Below are 19,759 nucleotides of genomic sequence, written 5' to 3' on the forward strand. Positions count from 1 at the left end.
CCATCAATTTTCCCAATAACGCTGCATTTTTAAAAACATAAAAGAAGCGGTCCAGGTAATCATCACCAGTCCCGTAAGGGCTTCAAGGCCAGCAGTAAAACGCAGATGCCCCAGGGGCTCAATATCACCGAAACCCAGTGAGGTATAAGTGGTGAATGAGAAATAGGCGCAGTCCAACAGGCTGCCATTAAAGTTGCCCACCAAAGTACCAAAATAAGGCGAATTCACCATAAAGTAGTAGCAGTAAGCAAACAACCATATTTCAGCCACGTGGGCGATCAGAGCGCCAAACACCCCCAGGACAATCGCCAGGTTATGCTTGATCGGAATCCAGCGGCCAATCCGGGCAAGGGCACTCAATACTTCGTGGTGAATCAGGACGACGGTGGCGACAACTATTGAATTCACCACAAAAGCAAATGCCAGATCAGCGTCGATCATGAAAGAACTCGCGCACTAAATTGCTTGCCTCTTCCGCCATGACTCCCGACTCCACCGTAATCTTGTGATTGAAAAAGTTGGCTTGTGCCAATTCCAGCTGGCTCTCAACAACACCGGCCCGGGGTTCGGTAGCGCCGTATACCAGCCGCCCTACCCGCGCATGTACCATTGCGCCAAAGCACATAGTACAGGGCTCAATCGTCACATATAAAGTGGTGTTTGGCAGGCGGTAGTTTTGTTGTTTATCTGCCGCTTGCCGCAGGGCTACGATTTCCGCATGGGCACTGGGATCACAATTCCCAATCGGGCGATTACTGCCCTCCCCTATGATTTTTCCATCCTGGACCAAAACCGCACCCACCGGCACTTCACCGCGCTCAGCAGCGAGTTGTGCAAGCTCCAGGGCTCGCCGCATAAATCCAAAGTCTCTGGGAGTCGCCATAACGCTGCTCTATTACCTCTACTATCAAATGCCTGTTATTTATGTTTAATAAAACGACGAATAACAAAGTCCGCTTCCAGCTCCAGGCTGTCGCGCTCTTCGAGTTTCTGCCGTTCTTCACGGTTGCCCTTCCAGGCAAAAGGCGTCATAGCGAGAAAATCTGAAATGGCCTGCTTGCCCTTCAATACAAACGGGAAAGAGCAGCGCATATCGACTTCCGGGGTCAATTTCTCAATCACTTTGGGTGCGGGATGTTTACGAGGCTCTTTATAGAGGTAGTTCTTTAGTGTCCACAAGTGATCGGGGCCAGGGGATACATCTACCAGATGACCACCGACTTTAATCACCCGCTCCATTTCATGATCGGGGGCTGGGGCAAAGATCTTCAGCAGGTTATCCACCGACTCCGAGACCACCGGCAAATTCACATTGCTGGCAACCACAAACTGGGCGCCACTGTCGCGCTTGGCCGCCATTCGCACGCCGGATTTTGAAATGTCGATACCGGAAAGGCCGTGGCCATGCCAGCCAGCGGACTCAAGCTCCCGCAGGTAATACCCCTCACCGCAACCGATATCCAGTAAACGTCGGCCAGGCTTGTAGGGCAAGAGCGCCGAAATACTATCAACCAAAGGCCGATAGTAACCGGCGTGAAGAAAGCGCCGCCGCGCGTGAAGCATCTCCGAAGAGTCACCGGGATCTTTACGGCGCTTGCGATAAACGGGCAACAAATTGACGTAGCCCTCACGCGCGCGATCAAAACTATGTCGATTGGTACAGTGCCAAGTATCTTTTCCTAGAGTTAAGGGGGCAGCACAAAGCGGGCATTGCCAAATCATTCAACTTCCTGAGTGTGTCTATTCTCTTTTACAAACGAGCGCGAAGACCGCTGCATAATCAAATCTGCCGCCTTCTCCGCAATAGCGATCACAGGCGCATTGGTATTGCCACTGATCAGGGTGGGCATTATGGAGGCGTCCACAACCCTCAGTCCATCCACACCGTGTACTTTTAGCTCGCTGTCCACTACAGCCAATTCATCACTCCCCATTCGACAGGTACCTATCGGATGGTAGATGGATTCTGCATGCTGGCGAATATAGTGGATGATTGACTCTCTATCACTCAACTTCTGCTCTGGACGCAAAGACTTTTTCTTGTAGCGACTCAGTTCCTCTTGGGCGAGGATATCCTGTGCCATTTCAAATGCCTCCACCATTACCTGCAGATCCTCGGGCTCACTCAGGTAGTTGGGCTCAATTCTGGGCAGTTTGCGTGGATCGGTGGAGTCCAGAGTGATCTCACCGCGACTCTTAGGCCTCAGGGCACAGGCGTGAAGGGAGTAACCATAGCAGGTGCGCTTATTAAACCCATGTTGGAAAGTCGGAACTGCCGTCATGTGGAACTGAATATCCGGGTTACCCCCCGCCAGACTGGAACTGGCAAAGCCCCCCGCCTCGGCCACATTGCTGGTTAGGGGCCCTTTATTTAAAAAGATCAGTTCTGGCAGGCGCATTGCGGTGAGAAGCTTTGGCCATAGCGCCTCAGAAAAGCTAACCGCTTCAGAGGCTTCCACTACTTGAATAATATCCAGGTGATCCTGCAGGTTTTTTCCGACACCGGGAAGATGCGCTTGCGAAGTCACTCCAGATTTATGCAATTGGTCCTGATCCCCAATACCAGACAGCAATAACAGCTGTGGCGACTGGATAGCACCCGCACTTAAAATCACTTCCTTGTTCGCCAGGATTTTAGTGCCATCAAGCAATTCGACGCCGGTCGCTTTCTCTCCCCTGAGAATAATCCTCGCCACCTGACTGTTGGTACGAACATGTAGGTTAGAGCGGCTGGAAACTGGGTGCAGATAAGCTGTAGCCGCAGAGCAGCGGCGGCCGCGCCGTTGGGTTACTTGGTAAAAACCCACGCCATTTTGCTGGCTGCCATTGAAATCATTATTCGGCCGGTGTCCAAGGGACTCAGCTGCGCGTAAAAAAGCATGGCCCGATCGGGTTTTCCACTTTAAATCCGAGACCGACAGAGGGCCGTAGCCACTGTGGTGCGCATCAGTACCCCGTTCATTGCCTTCCGACATTAAGAAGTAAGGCAACAAACCTTTCCAGCCCCAACCGGGATTACCCTCTGCTTCCCAGGCATCGTAGTCATCGCTATTGCCACGGATATAAACCATGGCATTTATAGAGCTACTACCCCCGAGGGTCCTGCCCCTCGGCCAAAACAGTTTCCTGTCATTCAGGTGCTTTTGTGGCGTGGTATGGTGGTGTAAGTTATAGCGAGTACCCGGTAGCAACTCGCCAATACCCACAGGGATGGAGATCAAGGGGCTCCGATCTTTAGGACCCGCCTCCAGAAGACAAACTCGATTCTGCTCTTCGGCACTGAGCCGATTTGCTAAAACACAACCGGCGGAGCCGGCACCTACGATCACATAATCAAAAATCATTTGAGTGGACATGGGACCTCAGCACCTTTGTAGCTGGATGGTCCACTGACGGTACACTCAAGCTGTGAATAATGACAGGCTGGAGGTCACCCAAGCATGCCCAATTCCGAATTCAGTGATGATCAGGTACTCACCTGCTGGCATAAGAATGCTCATGAGTGGACTAAAGTAGTAGACAATGCCGCCATTCCCAGCCGCCGACTGGTTACTGATGCCGCCATTGTCAGCACAATCATGGCGTACCAACCAGCAAGCATTTTAGATATCGGTTGCGGTGAAGGCTGGCTCAGCAGAAAACTGGCGGAGCAAGGTATTCGAGTCTGTGGTGTCGATGGCGTTAAAGATTTAGTGGATATTGCCAGCGCTCGAGCAGGCGCCAATGAGTCCTACCGGCGATTGCAATACGAAGAAATTTGCGCCGAAAAACTGGAACAGCAGTTTGAACTTATCGTGTGCAACTTCTCCCTCATCGGAAAGGAATCTGTCGAGCAACTATTCGGCAATGCACGCGAGTTAATGCTGCCCGGTGGGTATTTTGTCATCCAAACTCTTCACCCCCATCAAGCCTGCGGTAATGAGCCCTATCGAGATGGATGGCGCCCGGGATCTTGGGAAGGTATTGAGGGAGATTTTGAAGAGGCCGCTCCCTGGTATTTCCGCACCCTGGAAAGTTGGGTCCAGCTATTTCGCAGCAACGGCTTTGCCATAGAAGCGATTCACGAACCCAGAGCCGATAGCCAACCAACCCCATCCTCACTGATTATTTGTGGGAGAATTTTGCGGTAGCGCATTTTGGAACTCTTTCCTGGCACCTAAGCCCCGATCCGGTGGAAAGAGGAGCTATTCAAGACAATTTTTTCATCAGCATTGGCACAGAAATACCAAAACAATAATAAAAAAACATTGGCGGGCTCCTGCTCACGCTCGCGACCACTTAGACAAAAATGAAAAAGTATCCATTTCATGCGGCCTCCAAGGAAAGAGATGACTTTTTCGGACTGTCCAGTAAGTGGAGTTGCATCAGCCGCCTAATTAATTCGAAAAAATGCTTTGTTAAGGGTGACCCATAATAAATTCAACGACCGCTTGCGGCCATCGAAATGAGAAGTTGACACCCAGGGGTAAACAGAATGCTACTCTGCAGTTTCCGATTCAGCGCCAATCAACTAGTGCCAAAAACCGTTGGCCTATTTCTTCTGCCCGCGTGCTGCGTCTGTTCTGCCGATGAGTTATTTATCCCGGATTCCCATGAAACCCTGAATATGGAATCCGGCAGTCTGTTTTTCTCCGACAGTGCATTTGCTATGGATAACGAAGCCCTGGTCCAGGCCGCCGAGTACTTGCGCACCAATAGCATGAGCAACGTACAGCGACGCCTGAATTACCAGTGGCTGCAGATGCACACCAATCCAGATAAGTTTAAGCCCCTGAAAGGCGGCAAAGCCCTGTCCAAAATCCTGCGAATGGGCCTCGAGACTTACAAGACACAGAACTCCCGCGCCGCACGTACAGGCTTGCTCAGGTACACCAACAACGAGGGCAAGATTGGCAGCTCGGTGGACTACGGCATCTCTCTGTCCGACGACAAATTCAAGTTCTCTTTTGAGCTGGAGTTTTAGGGAGCCCCTGAACTCAGGCGCGCTACCTCTCCTTCCCCGTTTACAGGTTTGTTAGAATCTCCGCCACTTAAAACCGGCGGAGATAACCGTGAGTAGCTCGAACACCCCCAAATCCTTTCCTGAACTCCCTGTTGCCGGGGTGGGTCCACGCCTGGCCGCACTGCTCTACGACCTGCTGATACTGATGGGCCTACTGGTGGTTTACGGCTTTATCGCGCTGATGGTTGCCTCTACCGTGGTGGGCCTCAACTGCCAGCCCGAGGCAAATGACTACAACCCCTGTGTCAGCGGACCATTCTTCCAGCTGGGCGCTCTAGCGGTTATCGTAGGGTATTACTTCTGGTCCTGGAGGGCTGCGGGTCAAACTGTGGGGATGCGCGCCTGGCGGCTGCTGCTGGCAAGCCCAAACGGAGCCCAGCTCACTTGGCGCCAGTGCATCCTTCGCGCCATCGTAGCGCCGCTGTCTATTGCTTGTTTGGGACTCGGTTACTTCTCTGCCTGGGCCAGATCCGACAAGGCCACGTGGCATGACCTTATCTCCGAATCCGAGGTGCGCGTACTTCCCAAGAAGTCTAAAAAGTAGAAGGCTAGGGGCCCTAACGGGCCCGCTGCAGTAGATACCATCCCGCGCCAAAGCACAGCAATATCGGTAGTAACACCGCGAGGAAAGGCGGGAAACCAAATACCAGGGAAGATGGCCCCAGCATATCCTGGACAAACTGGAACACCAGGCCAACCACCAATCCGGTAAACACACGCAGTCCGGTGGTTACTTCCCGCAGAGGGCCAAAAATAAAGGAAATTGCTACCATCACCAGACTGGCAATAGTGAGAGGCTGCAATACCTTTTTCCAGAACTGCAACCAGTAGCGACTGGAGTCCTCGCCCTTGCGATCGAGGAATTTGCCGTAAGCCCACAGGTTGCGCGGTGACAGATCCGCTGGCAAAGGCACCACCAAGGCGAATAACTCTGGCGAAATCTCCGCCTTCCACTCGGTCGTAGGCAGCGCCTCACTCTCGGTATGCTCACCGGTGAAGATGGTCGTGCGGCTATTCTCCAACTCCCAGCGCTTGCCATCAAAATGGCCGCGCTCAGCAAACTCCACCTGCTCCAGCTCTCGATCAGCACCGAAGTGGTAGCGGGTAACACCGTAAAGTTCACCATCCGGCAGTGCCGCGTTGAAGTGAACAAACTCGCCGCTGTCTTTCAGCCACAGGCCACTTTCCAGGCCGCTCGCCTCCAGCTCACCCAATGCCCGGGCTTTGTCACTCTCGGCAATTACATTGGTCTTGGGAATAACAAATTCCGCCAGGCCCAAACCCAGTAAAATCAGCAGCATAATGGGCTTCATCACCGCCCAGGTAATCCGACCGATTGAGACGCCGGCAGACCGCATAACGGTCAGCTCACTGGTACCTGCCAATGAACCCAGCCCGACCAGACATCCAACCAGGGCGGAAAAGCCCAGCTGTTCATAGATACGCGCTGGCAATGTCCAACCCACATACTTCAGGGCATCGACAAAGCCGTAATCCTTCTTCAGCTCCCCCAACTGGTCCACTAATGCAAAGACCACAGTGAGGCCAAGAATAATCATCAGCGCGCCACCCACAGCAACAATAACGGTGCGGGCGATATATAAATCGAGCTTACTCACCTGGCGACTCCTTCACATCCTCGGGCAAACGCTTGGGCGGCGCCTTGCGCCAATTTCTTCCCGCTAACAGCAGCAAGCCGAGCAGTAAGAACGGCGGATGAACCAGCCAGATCATTGCCGGATTGGAAATCTTGCCGTCCTCAATCGCCCCCCTGACACCCTGCAGGATTACCAGGTAGGTGATATACAGCAGAATGGCCGGGATCATCTTCGCAAAACGCCCCTGGCGAGGGTTGGTACGGGATAGTGGCACTGCGAGTACTGCAACCACCAATACCAATATCGGAAGGCTGAAGCGCCAGTAGAGGTAGGCCCGCTGCTGCGGATCATCGCCTTTAAGGAGATCCAGGGTTGAAGCCGATTCCATCTGATCCTGCAAGCGGCTGCGCTCGCGAGGCACCTCCAGAATCACGGCGTAACTGTCAAATTTCATCTGGCGGTATTCCCGCTCACCGGGAACACCCTCATAGCGATAACCGTCGCGCAGCACCAAATAGCGCAGGCCTGTCTCAGGATCTATCTCCTGTACACCTTCACGAGCCCGGGTTACAACCTGCAGATCCGCCTCAGTTTCCTCTTCCGCACCACCCAACTCAGCCAGGAATACCCCCAACATGGTGGACTTATCTTCGCTCAGCGCATCGGCGTAATAAACCGCGCGGCCGCCCTGGGAGGACACAAATCTTTTTGGTACCAGGTGATCAAATTCGTTGCGCGCCTTTTCTGCATTTAACAGGCTGGTGGAACGCTCCATACCTGCCGGAGAGAAATACAGGCTCATGGACGCCACCACCAGCGCCAGCATCAGTGCTGGAATCATGGTATAGCCCAGCAAACGCCAATCGCTAAAGCCACAGGCGTGCAGAACCGTCATTTCACTTTCTATATAAAGGCGGCCATAGGAGAGGAGAATCCCCACAAACAGGCCCAGCGGTAATACCAGTTCCAGGAATCCCGGCAAACGGAATCCCATCAGGGAGAACAGGATATTCGCCGAAATATCACCGGCGGCAGCTTCCGCCAGGTATTTCACGAATCGGCCGCTCATCACAATTAACAGCAAAATTGCGCTAACCGCTAGCGTGGCAAACAGCAGCTCGCGGCAGAGATAGCGAAAAATAATCACAGGGCGAACAAATTCCTTGGTGACAGCGGTGTGATGGTGTCTGAATCAAAAACGAGCAAGTTTCCCTCTAGGTACAGCAATCCACAGGCAGGCGGGTTAAACTTGTGCGACGCATTATCACTAAAAATTCTTGCTATGTCTCGGCCTAGAGACATGCAATCTATTGTCAGATTTTAAGGAAAGCGAAAAATGCAGTTCTCCGCCAAGGTTGCAGATATCAGTAAACAACGCAGTGCCTGCTCTATTATTTCAGCAGATGCCAAAAATAACCTCAGCGAAAGTGGAAAAAGCCTGGATAAATTGACCGGGGGAATGATTGCAAAAATCCTCAAGCGCGGGGACTTGGGGGCCAAATCCGGCAGCACCCAGCTGATCAATCTTATCGACGTTCCCAGCGAGCGCGTTCTGGTCGTACGCACCGGTAAAGGCACCATCAGCCAGGCGGATTTCCGCAAGCTGGCAGCCAGCAGTGCCAATGGAGTAAAGAACTTTAAAGAGGCCGCGAGCTACCTCTGCGAAGTAGAGGTTGAAGGTGCCGATAATCGCTGGAAAGCACAGCAAATCGCCATGGCCGCCGGTCTGGCAAGCTACCGCTACACCCTGTCCCGCACCGATGCAAAGCCCCTGCCCCTGGCGAAATTTACCATCCACGCTCCAGAGAAAAAGCAGCTGAAAGCTATTCAAGGCGGCATGGAAGTGGGTGCCGCTCAAGCACTGGGCAGCAATGTCGCCCGTGATTTGGGGGATCTCCCAGGCAATATTTGTACCCCCAACTACCTGGTTGCCCAGGCGAAGGCGCTGGCTAAAAAACATGCAAAGCTCACCACCAGCGTGCTGGACGAAAAGAAAATGAAAGCCCTGGGCATGGGTGCTTTCCTCAGCGTCTCCAAAGGCAGCGACGAGCCCCCCGCGCTGATTGCCATGAACTACAAAGGTGGCAAGGCCAGCGAAAAACCTGTGGTATTGGTCGGTAAAGGCATCACCTTCGATAGCGGCGGCATCAGCATCAAGCCGGGCCAGGCTATGGACGAAATGAAATACGACATGGGCGGTGCTGCCAGTGTCTTCGGCGTGATGAACGCCCTGGTTGAACTGCAACCTTCTATCAACGTAGTAGGCCTAGTTGCCGCTGCTGAAAATATGCCCAGCGGCCGCGCCAGCAAGCCCGGTGATGTTGTGACTTCCATGTCCGGCAAAACCATCGAAATCCTCAACACCGATGCCGAAGGCCGCCTGGTTCTGTGCGATACGATCACCTACGCAGCCAAGTTCAAGCCCAGCGCAGTGATTGATATCGCCACCCTCACCGGTGCCTGTGTTATTGCCCTGGGCCATCACGCCACCGGTCTCTACGCCAATAACGAAGAACTGGCCAAGAGCCTTCTCCAGGCTGGCGAAACTACTGGCGACCGCGCATGGCAAATGCCGCTGTGGGACGAGTACCAGTCCTCCCTGGATTCCAATTTTGCCGATATCCAAAATATCGGTGGGCGCGAAGCCGGTTCAGTAACCGCTGCCTGCTTCCTGGCGCGTTTTGCCAAAGACTACAAGTGGGCACATATGGATATTGCCGGTAGTGCTTGGAAGTCCGGCGCACAGAAAGGTGCAACCGGCCGTCCGGTTCCCCTACTGGTTGAATATCTACTGGGCAAATAAGTAGCCAAAGCGCACAATAGCCGCCGGCACCATCGGTGCCCGGCGCGCCGGGCGGTCCATTGATTAATGGGCCGCTTTTGTTTTTGGCAGCGTATCAATATGGCCGGGATTATTTGACCAGTATCTGTAATGACTCGCATTGATTTCTATATTCTCTCTTCCGACCAACCGGAACACGCCGATGTTTTTGCCTGCCGCCTGGCTGAGAAAGCCTTCCGCGCGGGTATGCGGGTATTAATCGCGGTAGACGACCCGCAACGGGCGGAGCAGATGGATCAACTGCTGTGGACATTTCGCGAGGACAGTTTCCTGCCCCACGCCCCGCAAACTGAAAACCAACAGGCGCAAATAGAAATTAACAGCGGAGAAGACCCCGCAGATCACCACGGCTTACTGATCAATCTCTGCTCCAAAGTACCCAAGTGGTTTAGCCGCTTTGAACGCTTGGCAGAAGTTGTGATCCAACAACCGGAACCATTAAAACGGTCCCGATTGCGATTTGGTCACTTCCGCGATCGCGGATATCCGTTACAATCCCATAAGATCAATTAGAGCCTTTAACTACGTCCGAGAGTCATGTCCGGCAAAAAAAACAAACACAAGCAACGCGGACAGCAGCGCAAGCAGCCCAGTGAATTTCTGGATGAACTTAATTCACTGCACAACTTGCTTGTCACCGACGAGAACAATGAAGAAATCCCCGTGCTCAGCCAGGTGGCCAAGCAGGGTAATCCTGTAACCCCTGAGCCCCCCACACTTCCCACTATTGCCGACATACCGAAACCCAGTGGAACACCGGCTACCAGTGAGTTCGAAGATATCGACACCTCACTGGAAGATATCGACTTGCCGATTTTATTTTCACCGGTTGAAGAAGAGATGCTGGCCCAGCAATCCCTGTCGCTGGCAGAGTCTGACCTGGCTCTTTTGCGCCCGCTTCAAGAGCTGGCTGTAGAGGATGAGGAACCACAGGCTTCCGCAGAAACCGGGCAAATCGAAGAAGAGCCCGTTGAAGATAAACCGGTTGAAACACCGTTAGAGCAGAATTCCCGGGAAACCAAAGCTGAAGATTTCCCAGAGGCCCAACCGGAGAGACAGCCCGAACCGCAGCCGGAGCCCCAGGCGGAAAACCCGTTCCTGCCAAATCATATTCGCTCCCGCCTCACCGGTGGACGGCCCCTGCCAGTTGAAGAAAATACCCAAGTAACCGAAGCCCCAGTGCCCCCGGCCCCGGAAGCAGAAGCAGAAGCAGAAGCAGAAACAGAAGCCCCAGCAACAGTGGCCCCGGCCCCTGAAGTAAAGGAAGAAGCTGAACTTCCAAGCACTGAGGCCCAAGCCGCCGAAGAAGATCCAGCCGCAGACCCTGAGCCCTCCGCCAAAGAGCGCCAGCGCCAGGAATTGATCGAACAACTCGTCGCCCAACAGCTGCCCAAACTGGAGCGCCGCCTGCGCGCCCAAATAGAACACGTGGTCGACGAGCTCGGCGTTTGGGATTAAGAGACGGTCTAAGGGAGCCTCTGAATAACTCCCTAAGCTCAAATACCGCCTTTTTCCCACCAGACCCCGGCGGTATAATTGCCGCCTTTTCCGCGCAGCCCGAGCAAGCACCAGACTATCCTGAGCCAAAACGCTGTGCACGCAGTCAGTTAAACACAAGGTTTCCCGCCCGCATGGACAAAACATACCAGCCCAACGCCATCGAACAGCAGTGGTACAAAACCTGGGAGGAGAACGGCTACTTCAAGCCTTCCGGGGATACTGAGGCCAAGCCCTACAGCATTATGATCCCGCCGCCGAACGTCACCGGCAGCCTGCATATGGGCCACGGTTTCCAGGAGTCCATCATGGACGCCCTGATTCGCTACCACCGCATGCAGGGAGACAACACCCTGTGGCAAGTGGGCACCGACCATGCCGGTATCGCCACCCAGATGGTGGTAGAGCGCCTGCTGGGCGCCGAAGGCGTATCCCGCCACGACCTGGGCCGCGACAAGTTTATTGAGAAGGTCTGGGAGTGGAAGGAAGAGTCCGGCGGCACCATTACCCGCCAGCTGCGCCGCCTGGGTGCCAGCCCCGACTGGTCCCGCGAACGCTTCACCATGGACGACGGCTTCTACAAAGCGGTGCAGGAAGTCTTTATCAAACTGTATGAAGACGGCCTGATTTATCGCGGCAAGCGCCTGGTGAACTGGGACCCGAAATTCCACACCGCGATCTCCGACCTGGAAGTATTAAACGAAGAGAAGCAGGGCCACCTGTGGCACTTCCGCTACCCGCTCTCCGACGGCTCCGGCCACTTGGTAGTTGCCACTACCCGCCCGGAGACCATGCTCGGCGATACCGCCGTAGCCGTACACCCGGAAGACGAGCGCTACCAGCACCTGATCGGCAAGACCATCAAGTTGCCCCTGGCGGATCGCGAAATCCCGATTATTGCCGACGAATACGTCGATCGAGAATTCGGCACCGGCTGTGTAAAAATCACCCCAGCTCACGACTTCAACGACTACGAAATGGGCCAGCGCCACAACCTCGAGATGATTAACATCCTCGATGCCGACGCCCACCTGAATGACGCAGTGCCGGAAAAATACCGAGGCATGGAGCGCTTTGCCGCGCGCACCCAGATTGTCGACGACCTGGACGCCCTCGGCCTGCTGGAAAAAGTAGAGCCCCACACCCTCAAGGTACCTCACGGAGACCGCTCCGGTGCGGTGATCGAGCCCTGGCTCACCGATCAGTGGTATGTGAAAACCCAGCCCCTGGCCGATGAAGCCATCGCCGCCGTTGAAGATGGCCGCGTTGAGTTCGTACCGAAAAACTACGAAAACATGTACTTCTCCTGGATGCGCGATATCCAGGACTGGTGTATTTCCCGCCAGCTGTGGTGGGGTCACCGCATCCCCGCCTGGTACGACAACGAAGGCAAAGTCTACGTTGGCCGCAGCGAAGAGGAAGTGCGCGAGAAGCACAACCTGAGCGCCGATATCAGCCTGCGCCAGGACGACGACGTACTCGACACCTGGTTCTCCTCCGGCCTGTGGACCTTCGGCACCCTGGGCTGGCCAGAAGATACCGAAGAACTGAAAGCCTTCCACCCCAGCTCCGTACTGGTTACCGGCTTCGATATTATTTTCTTCTGGGTCGCGCGCATGATGATGCTGACCCTCTACTTCAAGAAGGAAGTACCGTTTAACACCGTGTACGTACACGGCCTGGTGCGCGACAACCACGGCCAGAAGATGTCCAAATCCAAGGGCAACGTGATCGACCCCATCGACCTGATCGACGGTATCGACCTAGAGACCCTGGTAGAGAAGCGCACCTCTGGTCTGATGCAACCGCACCTGCGCGAAAAGATCGAGAAGCAAACCCGCAAGGACTTCCCCGAAGGTTTCTCTGCTTTTGGTACCGATGCCCTGCGCTACACCTATTACTCACTGGCTTCCACCGGCCGCGACATCAAGTTTGATGTGGGCCGTATCGAAGGCTTCCGTAATTTCTGTAACAAGATCTGGAATGCCTCCCGCTACGTACTGCAAAACTGTGAAGAGCACGATTGCGGACAGGACGGCAGCACGGATTTTGAACTGACCATCGCCGACCGCTGGATTATTTCCCAGCTGCAGCGCACCGAAATCACCGTACGCGAAGCCATGGACACCTACCGCTTCGACCTCGCCTCGCAGGCCCTGTACGACTTTATTTGGAGCGAATACTGCAGCTGGTATCTGGAACTGTCCAAGCCGGTACTGTGGGACGACAACGCGTCCGACGCAGTGAAGAAAGGCACCCGCCGCACCCTGATCCGCGTACTGGAAACCATTTTGCGTCTGGCCCACCCGCTGATGCCGTTTATCACCGAAGAAATCTGGCAGCGTGTAAAAACCCTCGCCGGTTCCAACGGTGACACCATTATGCTGCAACAGTACCCGGAAGCCGATAACAGCAAGATCGACGAAGAAGCGGAAGCGGCCGTTGCCTGGTTGAAGCAGGTTATTGAAGGCGTGCGTAATATTCGCGGTGAAATGAATATTTCCCCAGCGAAGAAAATCCCACTGATCCTGCGCGGCGGTTCCAACCGTGACCAAGAATTGCTGGAGCAAGCCCGCAGCCTGCTGATCAAACTGGCCAGCCTCGAAGAAATCACCTGGCTGGAAAGTGGAGAAGCTGCACCCGCCTCCGCCACTGCCCTGGTAGGCGATATGGAATTGCTGGTACCTATGGCCGGCCTGATCGACGTTAAAGCCGAGAGTGCACGTCTGCAAAAAGAGATTGATAAACTTTCCAAAGAACTCGCACGAGTCGAAGGCAAGCTCAACAATCCCAAGTTTGTAGACAAAGCCCCCGAAGCCGTTGTTGCCAAGGAGAAGGACAAGCTTGCAGAAATGAAAGGTGCTCACGAGCGTCTGCAACAGCAACTTGAGGAAATCAGCAACCTTTAATGGTTCTGATAATCCGCTCCATTAAAGAGCGGATCTGATTTAAAAAAGGGGGCTCTGCCCCCTTTTCTTTTTTGATATAAATCAGCCACCCCCTTCTTGAACTAGTGCCTTTCGATTTTCTATCAACTTCAGAATCCGAGTATTTGCTTAATGTACCTGCATCAGTTATGGGTTTGTCAGCTCTAAAAACAGCTTTACCGAAGTGGTCGTCGACCTAAAACGCTTCAAGCACCAAACCATTTTTCAACCCTCTAAGTCCCTGATAAGAAATCAACATGATTTTCAATCGGCTTGGCTGTTATTTTTTACAAAGATCATGAATGATTGAAAGCTCTTGGAAGCTAGAGAAAGTCTATTCAGTGGGGATAGAGAGTAAAGTGTTCATTTTTTCATTTGGAACAAGAGTTCAAGCTTGTATGTAATTTATTGATCCCTCAAGATTTTTACGCATTTCTTCGTTAGATTGATTCCAGGGTAGCAATCATGATAATAGTGGTCAGAATGATTACTATATATAAATGTTAGTTTATAAACACGTATTAGGAAGAATATGCAAATAACAGAAATATTCTTGAAGAAACTGGATTCTTATGTCAATCCTAAGGTCGAGAACCGTGTTATTTATGGAGCACTCATATCTGGAATGAGCCTAATTATGGCTCCGAAACTTATAGCGCTGCTAAGTAGTGTTTCCATCAAATCTGAAAAATACGAGATAAACCTACAAAACAATCCGCTGGATGAACTGGGCATAATCATTGGAGCTATCCTGATATTTCTAGCGGTGTCATTGCTCTATTTTTTTAAGTTTACTAAGCGGCCAGAGCTTATCATAACAAGTGACTCTCCGTCAGCGAAACTGTGGAAAAGACACGGATATTCGTTCCAAAAAGAAACATTGATAAATCCCCTCCTTTTAAAAGACTTAGTAGGATGGCTTTCAGATAGTGGAAGGCAAATAGTTTCTATCGATATTGCTGGGGCTAATTCAAGTAATAGATACTTCGGTGAAATTGCAGAACGGGTATCTGAAGAACGAAAATTCATAGAGGTTTCGAGTGAAGACAATAGAGAGCTGTTCGGGTACGAATATCTTGGAACGTCAGAGTCTGGGATTCATGTTGTTCACGCTTACGACTCGACTGGTGGTTCTGCAACTTTCCATTGGTTACTGCTACTCCAGATTGAAGAAAGTGGCATCTTAGAATACGAAGATAAAACTCCTAAAAAGAAGACAACTCCAGTTTTGAAATTGGTTGGTAGAATTAGTCTTGGTGACCGCTACAACGGTAGTGTAATTATGGAACGTGGTGTTATCCGAATAAGTAAGGATGAAAGCCATCTTCCTGATCACGTGATTAAAAAAAATAGAAAAATTATAGTGAAGTAAGGAAATAAAATAACATGGTGATGATGTTCGTTTCACCCCTTTTGGGGCTCCACCAGACGGCCTGTTCTTCGCGCAGCCCGCTGTATATCACGGCGTTAACCTTATCGCCCGGCGGACTCGACGCGCCAACGCACGCCGCTGCCTCGCGTGCTCCGCAATCTCAACCACCTCCATCCCCCAGCACCCTCTCCTTTTGGACACGTCTATAGATTTCCTCACGGTGAACGGGTAGAGATTTGGGGGCACGTATGCCTATCTTTACCTGATTACCCTTAACTTCCAATACCGTAATTGAGACGTTCGATCCAATCCGTAAGTTTTCACCCGTCCGGCGCTTTAAGATCAACATATTTGTTTCCTATTAATACTCAAACCATGCGTAGACCTCCCTTAATGGAAGGGTTTGAAAGTAACTTTTAAGGAAGTATTAGGTGGAGCGCGAGAACGGTAGGCATAGAGGTAGAAAAGGCAGACGCAACGCTTCCAGAGCCAAGGGACACGCCCCAAACTACTGAATGGACTCCACTTTATTGAAGACGAGCGGGTTTCTAGCGTATGATCCATATAGCCATTTTGATACTTGGGTTATCAATTTGGTTAGCTGGCCCCAGGTGTTAGCGCACCTTGGGTCAGCGCCTTTTACTTACTCTTACGTCACGCTACCGTTCTCCTTTGAGGGAATGGTTTTTAGAAAATTCTTGATTCTCTCGAATCTCTTTGGTCATCGGCCTTTAGAAGGCTGTTCAATAACGACCCAAATACCAATAAATATCCACCGATTTTACGCAGCTTTGACACTAAAACAAACTCCAATAAAATCCAATAAGATTATTTTTGTGCCTATATTTTTTATTGCTCACGCTTTGGAAATTTCGGCTGTGCATAAAATTGGCTGTGAAAATTAATACCCCCAACGGCTCCCACACTGGAATTCAGAAAACAATAGATCATCAATACCGCTGAAATGTCTTCCACATATCTACAGAAAAGATCTATCGATAAACCAAAGTAGTTTGCAGACTTTTAGGATATTACTGCGGGGTTTAGGAGCCTTTGAACAACCCAGTGATGCTTCTACTTACAGAGCGGTCACAATCAGAACGCAGCTTCGCAGGAATGTCTAGCTAGACCGTACAAGCAGTCGCAACACGGGGCATGAATCGTTATGGAAGCCCCGAAGGCGGACCACAGCTGCTGCGTTGCAACACTTGCAAAGGACTACGGCCATTCGCGGTGAACTGCACCTAATATCTGTAGCCTTCAAGATCCGCAGAGATATTACGGAGTTATTCAGAGGTACACTTGATACCTTACCCCCAATTAGACCCAACCTGATAAAGTTCGTGAGTGCTAGCTTAGGGGTTTACGATCATATTGACCGTTATATTGGGGAGCAAGAAGATAGATCTAACAAAAGTCGTTAAATCAATGGGTTAAGGACTAATGTTAAAATTGAGATAGTAGTCAAAGTGATCGCTTTTCCAGTTTGTACACACGTGTCAGATTACTTTAAGTCTACAGTATTAAATAGAAATTTAGGCTGTGGAGTAGAAATTGATTCTGAGATAATAATCATGACAATAGTGGTCAGAATTATTATTACTATATAGCTGCTAAGCAAAATATGTAGAGACTATTTGGATGAATGAAAAAAGAAAACAAATCCTTAGATCAATTTATCGAGATTTGCTACTTTCCGCCGGGTTAGATCCGGATGGCCGATGGTGGGAAGAAGATGAAGTTCAGCACTTTGCAGGCCTAGAAAAACGAGAAGAAATAATCGCTTTCCAATCTATATTTAATGTAACACGAAATCATCTCGCGGAATTGAAAAGTAAGAAAGAAAAAATATCTGTCTTGAGCGATTATTCACAAGCTGCTATTGAATTCGCAAATAGCGGTGCATCATCAATATGTGACGCTTCGGGGTTTGCTGGTTTTGGAGGCAGGCCAATTTGGTTTGCAGCAATTTCACTGATTGAAGATGAATTTAATGCTTCAAATAATTTAGATGAACGTCAAAAATATATAACGGAAGTCTATAGTGCATTTATGTCATCAGAAATTGATTTCAACCCTAGAAATCAGTCGTCATATACTGGCTTGGCGTTAAAGGCTGGGCGCTATGGTTTTGCATCCTTGCTTATAGCTAATGATAAATATGCAAGCTCTTCCCCCGAACCAATCTGGCAATTTGTGATTAATTCTTCTAAGCAACCGAAACGTGTGGATATGCTTTTGAAATTAATGGATAAACTATACGAGCTTGACGAAGAGGTAGATAGGTTGGGCAGTCATTCTGGTCGTTCTGCGTTGATGCAGGCTTCGGCGTATACTGCGATAGAACAAATTAACTGGCTCCTGGAACGCGGTGCAGATATTAATAAGCGTGATATACGAAGTGGAGCTACACCTTTAATGCATGCGCTTAATCGATACTTTGGAGTCAGTGATAATAATACAAGAAAAAGACTTCGAGAAACGATCGACCTTCTAATAAGTCAAGGTGCTGATATTTCAATGTGTGCGTACACAGGTCAGGACTTTGGAGTTTTAATTAGAGATACGAAAGCGCTCAAGCCTGCAGATAAAAAGCACTTCCGAGAGATGTGGAAAACTTATAAGAAGAAAGGTGCAACTAAGAATAAACGTGTTCTTTCTGACGATGAAATATCTCCAGATCTTATAAAGAAAATAAATATGCAGGGAGAGTTTCTGTTACACCCATGGAATGTTCTTCTTGAAACATTCTTTGAAATACTGAAAGCGCATAAAATTAGTAGATTTACAGATGAGGACATCTTTCATTATTTAAACCCTAGTTACCACGGGGTAAATTTAGATGGCACTAGAAAAATTGACCTAGCTTCCATTAATCATTGGTTAACTAGATTCGTTTGTAGCTGTGCCAGATCGAATGTTGAATTGCATTGCTCCTCAGAAGGTGTATACAGTTTTTCTTCAACGGAAGGTCAAGCGCGACTTAGGCTTTTATAAGTATCAATGCCTAAATCGGGTAGCCGGTAGTTTCTAGCTATCGGCCCCCACACACTCATCGTGCGGGTCCGCAATGGACGGTTCCCTATTCGTAATGAATCTCTAACCCACTATAGTTTCGAGTAGCTATTCATTTGAGTTGAGTGTCATGGCAGTGCGCTACCTCAACTTTATCCGACTGGAAACATATCGGTAGGTTAGCCTTGTCTTTTAATGCGTGGATTTTGGGTTCAGGCCTTCACCATGTCAAAGGTCTTAATCTTCGCATTAAGCTACTATGCCGTCGGCTGGCTTCTGCTTAATCACCTTAGTCACCACTGACCGAGGTGCTGCTGTGTTCAACCACTTTTGTCTATCCCCACAATGGTGACTAGCAGGTTGGGCCTACTTATGAGTCACCAGCCACGCTGACAGCTTCACAGCAGCAAGCTAAACAGATCTCCAAGGGTAAGAACGTGAACTCTCACTACACAACTACATCATTGACTCTACACGTTAGATCAATCAGCCTCTGTGCCCTTGACCATCTCGCCTCCAGGCTAAGCCTTATATGATGTTTCTGTGCGTCAGCTCGTAGTTTTGCCAGCGGCTTGCTCATAACAAGATCTCACGGCGTTGCAGTTGCCATTCGCTGGTAGTTAGCGTTTAATGGCGCCCATTAAACGGTGATCTTCCTACGCCGGACTTTCACCCCATTAGTCCACACCCATGCCGGGCGTACCAAACGCAGTCGGGCGACACAAAATACGCACGCCTGCTACGGATGTTATGTGTTTTTTGGGTAGAGCCTTTGAAATGAAAAAATTACTTTTAATGGCAGTTGTATTTGTTTTGCTGGGTTGCGCTACAAATAATATAGATATGCAAAAAGAAAAGACAGATTTAACGTTACGTAATTCGTGGAAGCGAATAGATGGCTGGCTATCTGAAAATGCTCCTAAAATACGGGATGCGCTAAACCCTCCTGCTAGTGAAGAAGCTATAACTGAACTGGAAGAAACTATCGGTGAAAAATTGCCTGAGGACTTAAAAGAGCTTTATCGAATCCACAATGGCTTAAATAGGAATGCTGTTGCAAATCTTGTTTATGGTTTACAGTTCTATTCAATTGAAGAAGTCCTACTAGAGTACTCCAGACTAAAAAATATTAAAGATATGAAAGATCTTCCAGCATTAAATTATGCTGATCCAGGGGTAAAGGTAACTTCCGTATCAAGTATGATGCGTATTCCAATAGGAGATGACTCTAGCGGGTGTGGGCTGTTTATAGACTTAGATCCAAATTCAGAAGGTAAGATTGGTCAAATAGTTTTGTATGATCAAGATTATAATATAGCGCTAAACCCAGCTTCATCAATAGAAGAAATGTATTCTGATTTTGCAAATCACTTAGAAGCTGGTAGGTACAAATTATTGGAAGACGCTCTAGTTGATGGTGAACACTGGTTAGACGCAGATGCAGAGCTAGATATTATTAATTGGCACAATTCAAAACGGTGGAAAGATATTCTTGGCAAGCGCTAA

The 19,759-nt window shown here is 50.3% G+C and carries 18 protein-coding genes; 10 read left to right on the forward strand and 8 right to left on the reverse strand.

Annotation, left to right across the window (positions count from 1 at the left end; genetic code table 11):
* Window positions 1-3: 3 nt before the first annotated feature.
* The 4 genes from ACJJIL_RS16760 to ACJJIL_RS16775 are packed head-to-tail and all read right to left on the reverse strand — an operon-like array spanning window position 4 to window position 3,356.
* Window positions 4-441 (reverse strand): ion channel, encoded by a 438-nt coding sequence (locus ACJJIL_RS16760; protein WP_192879377.1) that lies wholly within the window; start codon window positions 439-441, stop codon window positions 4-6.
* The gene (gene tadA, locus ACJJIL_RS16765; RefSeq protein ID WP_413664653.1) at window positions 428-883 is read right to left on the reverse strand and encodes a tRNA adenosine(34) deaminase TadA; all 456 of its coding nucleotides are present in this window, start codon (window positions 881-883) and stop codon (window positions 428-430) included. The genes ACJJIL_RS16760 and tadA overlap by 14 nt, the downstream gene beginning before the upstream one ends.
* Window positions 884-918: 35 nt before the next feature.
* Window positions 919-1,722: a putative RNA methyltransferase gene (locus ACJJIL_RS16770; protein WP_444892963.1), complete on the reverse strand. Its 804-nt coding sequence runs from the start codon at window positions 1,720-1,722 to the stop codon at window positions 919-921.
* On the reverse strand, window positions 1,719-3,356 hold the full coding sequence (locus tag ACJJIL_RS16775) for a GMC family oxidoreductase (protein ID WP_445360269.1): 1,638 nt from the start codon (window positions 3,354-3,356) through the stop codon (window positions 1,719-1,721). Before ACJJIL_RS16775 ends, ACJJIL_RS16770 begins: the two co-directional genes overlap by 4 nt.
* An 84-nt stretch (window positions 3,357-3,440) precedes the next feature.
* Here ACJJIL_RS16775 and ACJJIL_RS16780 point away from each other — a divergent pair, with 84 nt between their 5' ends.
* A complete protein-coding gene (locus ACJJIL_RS16780) occupies window positions 3,441-4,130 on the forward strand; it encodes a class I SAM-dependent methyltransferase (RefSeq protein ID WP_445360270.1) in 690 nt (229 codons plus the stop codon).
* A gap of 26 nt (window positions 4,131-4,156) precedes the next feature.
* Here ACJJIL_RS16780 and ACJJIL_RS16785 read toward each other — a convergent pair whose 3' ends face one another.
* Window positions 4,157-4,309, reverse strand: a complete 153-nt coding sequence (locus ACJJIL_RS16785) for a hypothetical protein (RefSeq protein ID WP_413664650.1) — start codon at window positions 4,307-4,309, stop codon at window positions 4,157-4,159.
* Between the two features lie 165 nt (window positions 4,310-4,474).
* On the opposite strand from ACJJIL_RS16785, the gene ACJJIL_RS16790 reads away from it, so the two are divergent.
* Window positions 4,475-4,963 carry a hypothetical protein gene (locus ACJJIL_RS16790; RefSeq protein WP_413664649.1) on the forward strand — a complete coding sequence of 163 codons (489 nt, stop codon included), beginning with the start codon at window positions 4,475-4,477 and terminating at the stop codon, window positions 4,961-4,963.
* An 88-nt stretch (window positions 4,964-5,051) separates the two neighbouring features.
* A complete protein-coding gene (locus ACJJIL_RS16795; RefSeq protein ID WP_444906181.1) occupies window positions 5,052-5,546 on the forward strand; it encodes an RDD family protein in 495 nt (164 codons plus the stop codon).
* A 13-nt stretch (window positions 5,547-5,559) separates the two neighbouring features.
* Here the strand turns inward: ACJJIL_RS16795 and lptG are convergent, their stop codons facing one another.
* Window positions 5,560-6,621, reverse strand: coding sequence for an LPS export ABC transporter permease LptG (gene lptG / locus ACJJIL_RS16800; RefSeq protein WP_444906182.1), 1,062 nt, complete (start codon window positions 6,619-6,621; stop codon window positions 5,560-5,562).
* Window positions 6,614-7,747: an LPS export ABC transporter permease LptF gene (gene lptF / locus ACJJIL_RS16805; RefSeq protein WP_444906183.1), complete on the reverse strand. Its 1,134-nt coding sequence runs from the start codon at window positions 7,745-7,747 to the stop codon at window positions 6,614-6,616. The genes lptG and lptF overlap by 8 nt, the downstream gene beginning before the upstream one ends.
* 189 nt (window positions 7,748-7,936) lie before the next feature.
* On the opposite strand from lptF, the gene ACJJIL_RS16810 reads away from it, so the two are divergent.
* The 5 genes from ACJJIL_RS16810 (at window position 7,937) to ACJJIL_RS16830 (ending at window position 15,238) form a co-directional block, all read left to right on the forward strand.
* The gene (locus ACJJIL_RS16810; protein WP_444892960.1) at window positions 7,937-9,403 is read left to right on the forward strand and encodes a leucyl aminopeptidase; all 1,467 of its coding nucleotides are present in this window, start codon (window positions 7,937-7,939) and stop codon (window positions 9,401-9,403) included.
* Window positions 9,404-9,532: 129 nt separating this feature from the next.
* The gene (locus ACJJIL_RS16815; RefSeq protein ID WP_282933987.1) at window positions 9,533-9,955 is read left to right on the forward strand and encodes a DNA polymerase III subunit chi; all 423 of its coding nucleotides are present in this window, start codon (window positions 9,533-9,535) and stop codon (window positions 9,953-9,955) included.
* 24 nt (window positions 9,956-9,979) lie between these two features.
* The gene (locus tag ACJJIL_RS16820) at window positions 9,980-10,900 is read left to right on the forward strand and encodes a hypothetical protein (protein ID WP_445360271.1); all 921 of its coding nucleotides are present in this window, start codon (window positions 9,980-9,982) and stop codon (window positions 10,898-10,900) included.
* 173 nt (window positions 10,901-11,073) lie between these two features.
* Window positions 11,074-13,848: a valine--tRNA ligase gene (locus tag ACJJIL_RS16825; protein ID WP_445362012.1), complete on the forward strand. Its 2,775-nt coding sequence runs from the start codon at window positions 11,074-11,076 to the stop codon at window positions 13,846-13,848.
* A 550-nt stretch (window positions 13,849-14,398) separates the two neighbouring features.
* Window positions 14,399-15,238: a hypothetical protein gene (locus ACJJIL_RS16830; protein WP_444926897.1), complete on the forward strand. Its 840-nt coding sequence runs from the start codon at window positions 14,399-14,401 to the stop codon at window positions 15,236-15,238.
* A gap of 160 nt (window positions 15,239-15,398) precedes the next feature.
* On the opposite strand, the gene csrA is transcribed toward ACJJIL_RS16830, so the two are convergent.
* Window positions 15,399-15,587: a carbon storage regulator CsrA gene (gene csrA / locus ACJJIL_RS16835; RefSeq protein WP_444926896.1), complete on the reverse strand. Its 189-nt coding sequence runs from the start codon at window positions 15,585-15,587 to the stop codon at window positions 15,399-15,401.
* A 1,292-nt stretch (window positions 15,588-16,879) separates the two neighbouring features.
* On the opposite strand from csrA, the gene ACJJIL_RS16840 reads away from it, so the two are divergent.
* Window positions 16,880-18,235 carry an ankyrin repeat domain-containing protein gene (locus ACJJIL_RS16840; protein WP_444926895.1) on the forward strand — a complete coding sequence of 452 codons (1,356 nt, stop codon included), beginning with the start codon at window positions 16,880-16,882 and terminating at the stop codon, window positions 18,233-18,235.
* 795 nt (window positions 18,236-19,030) lie between these two features.
* The gene (locus tag ACJJIL_RS16845; protein ID WP_444926894.1) at window positions 19,031-19,759 is read left to right on the forward strand and encodes an SMI1/KNR4 family protein; all 729 of its coding nucleotides are present in this window, start codon (window positions 19,031-19,033) and stop codon (window positions 19,757-19,759) included.

Source organism: Microbulbifer maximicatervae (SeqCode) (assembly GCF_052468095.1).